This window comes from Microcoleus sp. AT3-D2 (assembly GCF_036705715.1).
Classification (GTDB): Bacteria; Cyanobacteriota; Cyanobacteriia; order Cyanobacteriales; family Microcoleaceae; genus Microcoleus.
Window position 1 is genome coordinate 1 of record NZ_JAUBVE010000165.1, and the last position, 2,539, is coordinate 2,539.

Here is a 2,539-nt window from a genome sequence, read left to right on the forward strand (position 1 = left end):
TGATTTTAAACCATCCTAATCTTCCTTCAGTCTTGTCTTATGGTACTTTGGCTGCTTAAAAACTGTCCGGAGTATTGGTATGAAAAAGGTGAAAAAAAAGATAGTTGGGATAATCAACCTCTGTATTTGCCAACACTGATTCTGCCTCAGAGTAAATTTGTCTTCATGTTCAATTATTCAGAGGAATCAGAAGAAGTAGAAGATCAACAAGAAGATGAACTAGAATGCGATGATTCAGAGAAAATAGACGAAAGTTAATTGATACCACAAGCCTCATATAATTCACCAGAAACGGTCAGATAAGGAGGTCAAAAAAAAAGGAGATATATAAAACGGCTCCTGAAAGACATTCTGGCGGTAGGGTAGAGGTTCAATTTTTATTGGCCGAAGATGGAGATAAGAAATAGGAGATAAACTCATGTTTGACTATAAAGTTATGGCAATATCCGAAAGTCATCTATGAGCAACCATTCTTCAGGCAATATTCCCAGTGGAGTTGATGTCAATAATCTATCTCAAATCAACTCTCAGCAACGCACTCATATTCTCGATAGTGACACCACAGGAAGTGGTCACGGCCCTGGTAGAGGAATTTCTGGTAAAAGTGAATTTCCCGTGCGCTGGAGCGACGAGCAGATAATGAATTATATTTCGGAGGTGATTCAAGACCCTAATTCTCAGTGGGTTCAGCGAACAGGTCAATCGGGCCGTAAATATACGATTGCTGGTAAGCCTGTAAGATGGCAGATTGAAGGAACTAGAGATAGTGTTAATATTAAGGTAATAGTAGAACCTGATGGGAGAGGAATCATTACAGCTTTCCCAACTAACCTACCCAAAAATCCCTAGCAATGTTGTCAGGAGCTAAATAAATGTTTGACTATAAAATTGTAGAAAGTAAACTAAATGAAGTCATTAACATCGTGAAACTGCAACTGTCAGAGACTCAAATAGAATTTTTGGTTTCAGATATTCAGGCTGGCGAGTGGAATTTGGCGTTAGAGACTTTGTGCGATATTCTCATTGAAGAAGAAATTTCCATAGATTTAAAGGGTTATGAACTCTTGCAAGAAGTGGGAAATATCTTGAACATGGAACGAGAAACTTGGGAGATGCTAAAAGTCCAAGTAACTCCTTGAGATGAGTTCAAGAAAGGAGGTTTTTTATGTCTCGCACACTAGATATTTTTGTAAACTTTCCCCAGGACATCGAACATTTAATCAAAGAATTAGAGTTGATATTGGCTCTAAAATTCGAGCTTGTTTCTAATGGTATTGACAAGTGGTATGAGTTTCGGAACTCAACAATCACTCTTACTGTAGGAAAGCATGATTTTGAAAATGATAAAGAGATCAAATTTGAAGAATACCCTTATAACCTATCAATCAGAGCGTTGAACATCTCGAATGAACTTGACAGGCAAAAGTGGTGTGATGATTTTGCTAGTTATGTTTTCCCAAAGTTGAAAGGTACAGAAAGGTATCGTTTAATGCTGGTGGATGACCTACAAGTGAAGTTACAAGAGTTTGCGCCATTGGTGAAGGTTTGATAGAACATCATAATAGGCTTAGATGAAACAGGAAATTTAAAGGTAGTTTTCCATACCTTTAAACAAACCGATCGCACTTCTTGCATAATTCGGCTCATTTCAGCCCGTAAAGCTAACTTCAGCGATAAATTATCGAATATGTTACACTTATGTCTAGAGAAGAGAAAGGGAGTCAAACAAAATGACAACTATCCAATCAATAACAACTGCAATAACATCTCTTTATGAACAGGATTTTTATCTGTGGTTACAGACAACTATCAACTTATTAAAAGAGGGAAAGTTTGCCGAAATAGATTTAGAGAACTTACTAGAGGAACTGGAAAGTATGGGGAGAAACGATAAAAATGCTTTAAAAAGTAATTTGAGGGTACTTTTAATGCACTTACTTAAGTATAAATATCAGCCAGAAAAACGAACAAATAGTTGGGTGTACACCATTCGTGAACATCGTAAACGCATCCGAGATACCTTCAAAACCAGTCCTAGTTTATATCATTTTTTTGAAGAGATTTTTAATGAATCTTATCAAGATGCTAGGGAATTAGCCGCAGATGAAACTGGTTTATCTATTGCGATATTTACCCCAGAGTCTCCCTTTACTGAAGAAGAAGTTCTTAATCCTGATTTTTTACCGCCTCACAGCGATCGGTCTGAAAATACTGAAAATATTGAATAATTGAATCAGATATCCTTCTCTGTAATTGCTTTTTTCAATGTTTATCGCACTTAGCGGTCATAATAGTATCAGCGAATATGCAAAAGCGAGGAAATAACTATGGCCACTGCTACTGTTGCACCGAAAAATTTTACTTTAGAAGAGTTTATGACCAATCCACCCGACAACGTGGAATGGGTGGACGGACAACTCGTTGAGAAAAATGGAGCCACGCTCAAGCATGGTAAAATTCAATAGACCTCCTGCGAAAGTCTGAGAGAGTTGTAAAATAGATAGAAATTCAACTAATCTAAAATGAGTTACAAACAAGT

6 protein-coding genes are annotated in these 2,539 nt (G+C 37.0%); all 6 read left to right on the plus strand.

The genetic code is table 11. The annotated features are described in order from the left end of the window. The first annotated feature begins 39 nt into the window (after nucleotides 1–39). Nucleotides 40–258: a hypothetical protein gene (locus QUB44_RS30425; protein ID WP_333373557.1), complete on the plus strand. Its 219-nt coding sequence runs from the start codon at nucleotides 40–42 to the stop codon at nucleotides 256–258. 201 nt (nucleotides 259–459) lie between these two features. Beyond that, nucleotides 460–849, plus strand: a complete 390-nt coding sequence (locus QUB44_RS30430; protein ID WP_333373559.1) for an EndoU domain-containing protein — start codon at nucleotides 460–462, stop codon at nucleotides 847–849. 23 nt (nucleotides 850–872) lie between these two features. Then, the gene (locus QUB44_RS30435) at nucleotides 873–1,139 is read left to right on the plus strand and encodes a MafI family immunity protein (RefSeq protein ID WP_333373561.1); all 267 of its coding nucleotides are present in this window, start codon (nucleotides 873–875) and stop codon (nucleotides 1,137–1,139) included. Nucleotides 1,140–1,165: 26 nt separating this feature from the next. Next, on the plus strand, nucleotides 1,166–1,549 hold the full coding sequence (locus QUB44_RS30440; protein WP_333373564.1) for a hypothetical protein: 384 nt from the start codon (nucleotides 1,166–1,168) through the stop codon (nucleotides 1,547–1,549). Nucleotides 1,550–1,730: 181 nt separating this feature from the next. Further along, nucleotides 1,731–2,228 (plus strand): DUF29 domain-containing protein, encoded by a 498-nt coding sequence (locus QUB44_RS30445; protein ID WP_333373567.1) that lies wholly within the window; start codon nucleotides 1,731–1,733, stop codon nucleotides 2,226–2,228. Nucleotides 2,229–2,327: 99 nt separating this feature from the next. Then, nucleotides 2,328–2,465 (plus strand): hypothetical protein, encoded by a 138-nt coding sequence (locus QUB44_RS30450; protein ID WP_445299941.1) that lies wholly within the window; start codon nucleotides 2,328–2,330, stop codon nucleotides 2,463–2,465. The last annotated feature ends 74 nt before the right edge of the window (nucleotides 2,466–2,539 follow it).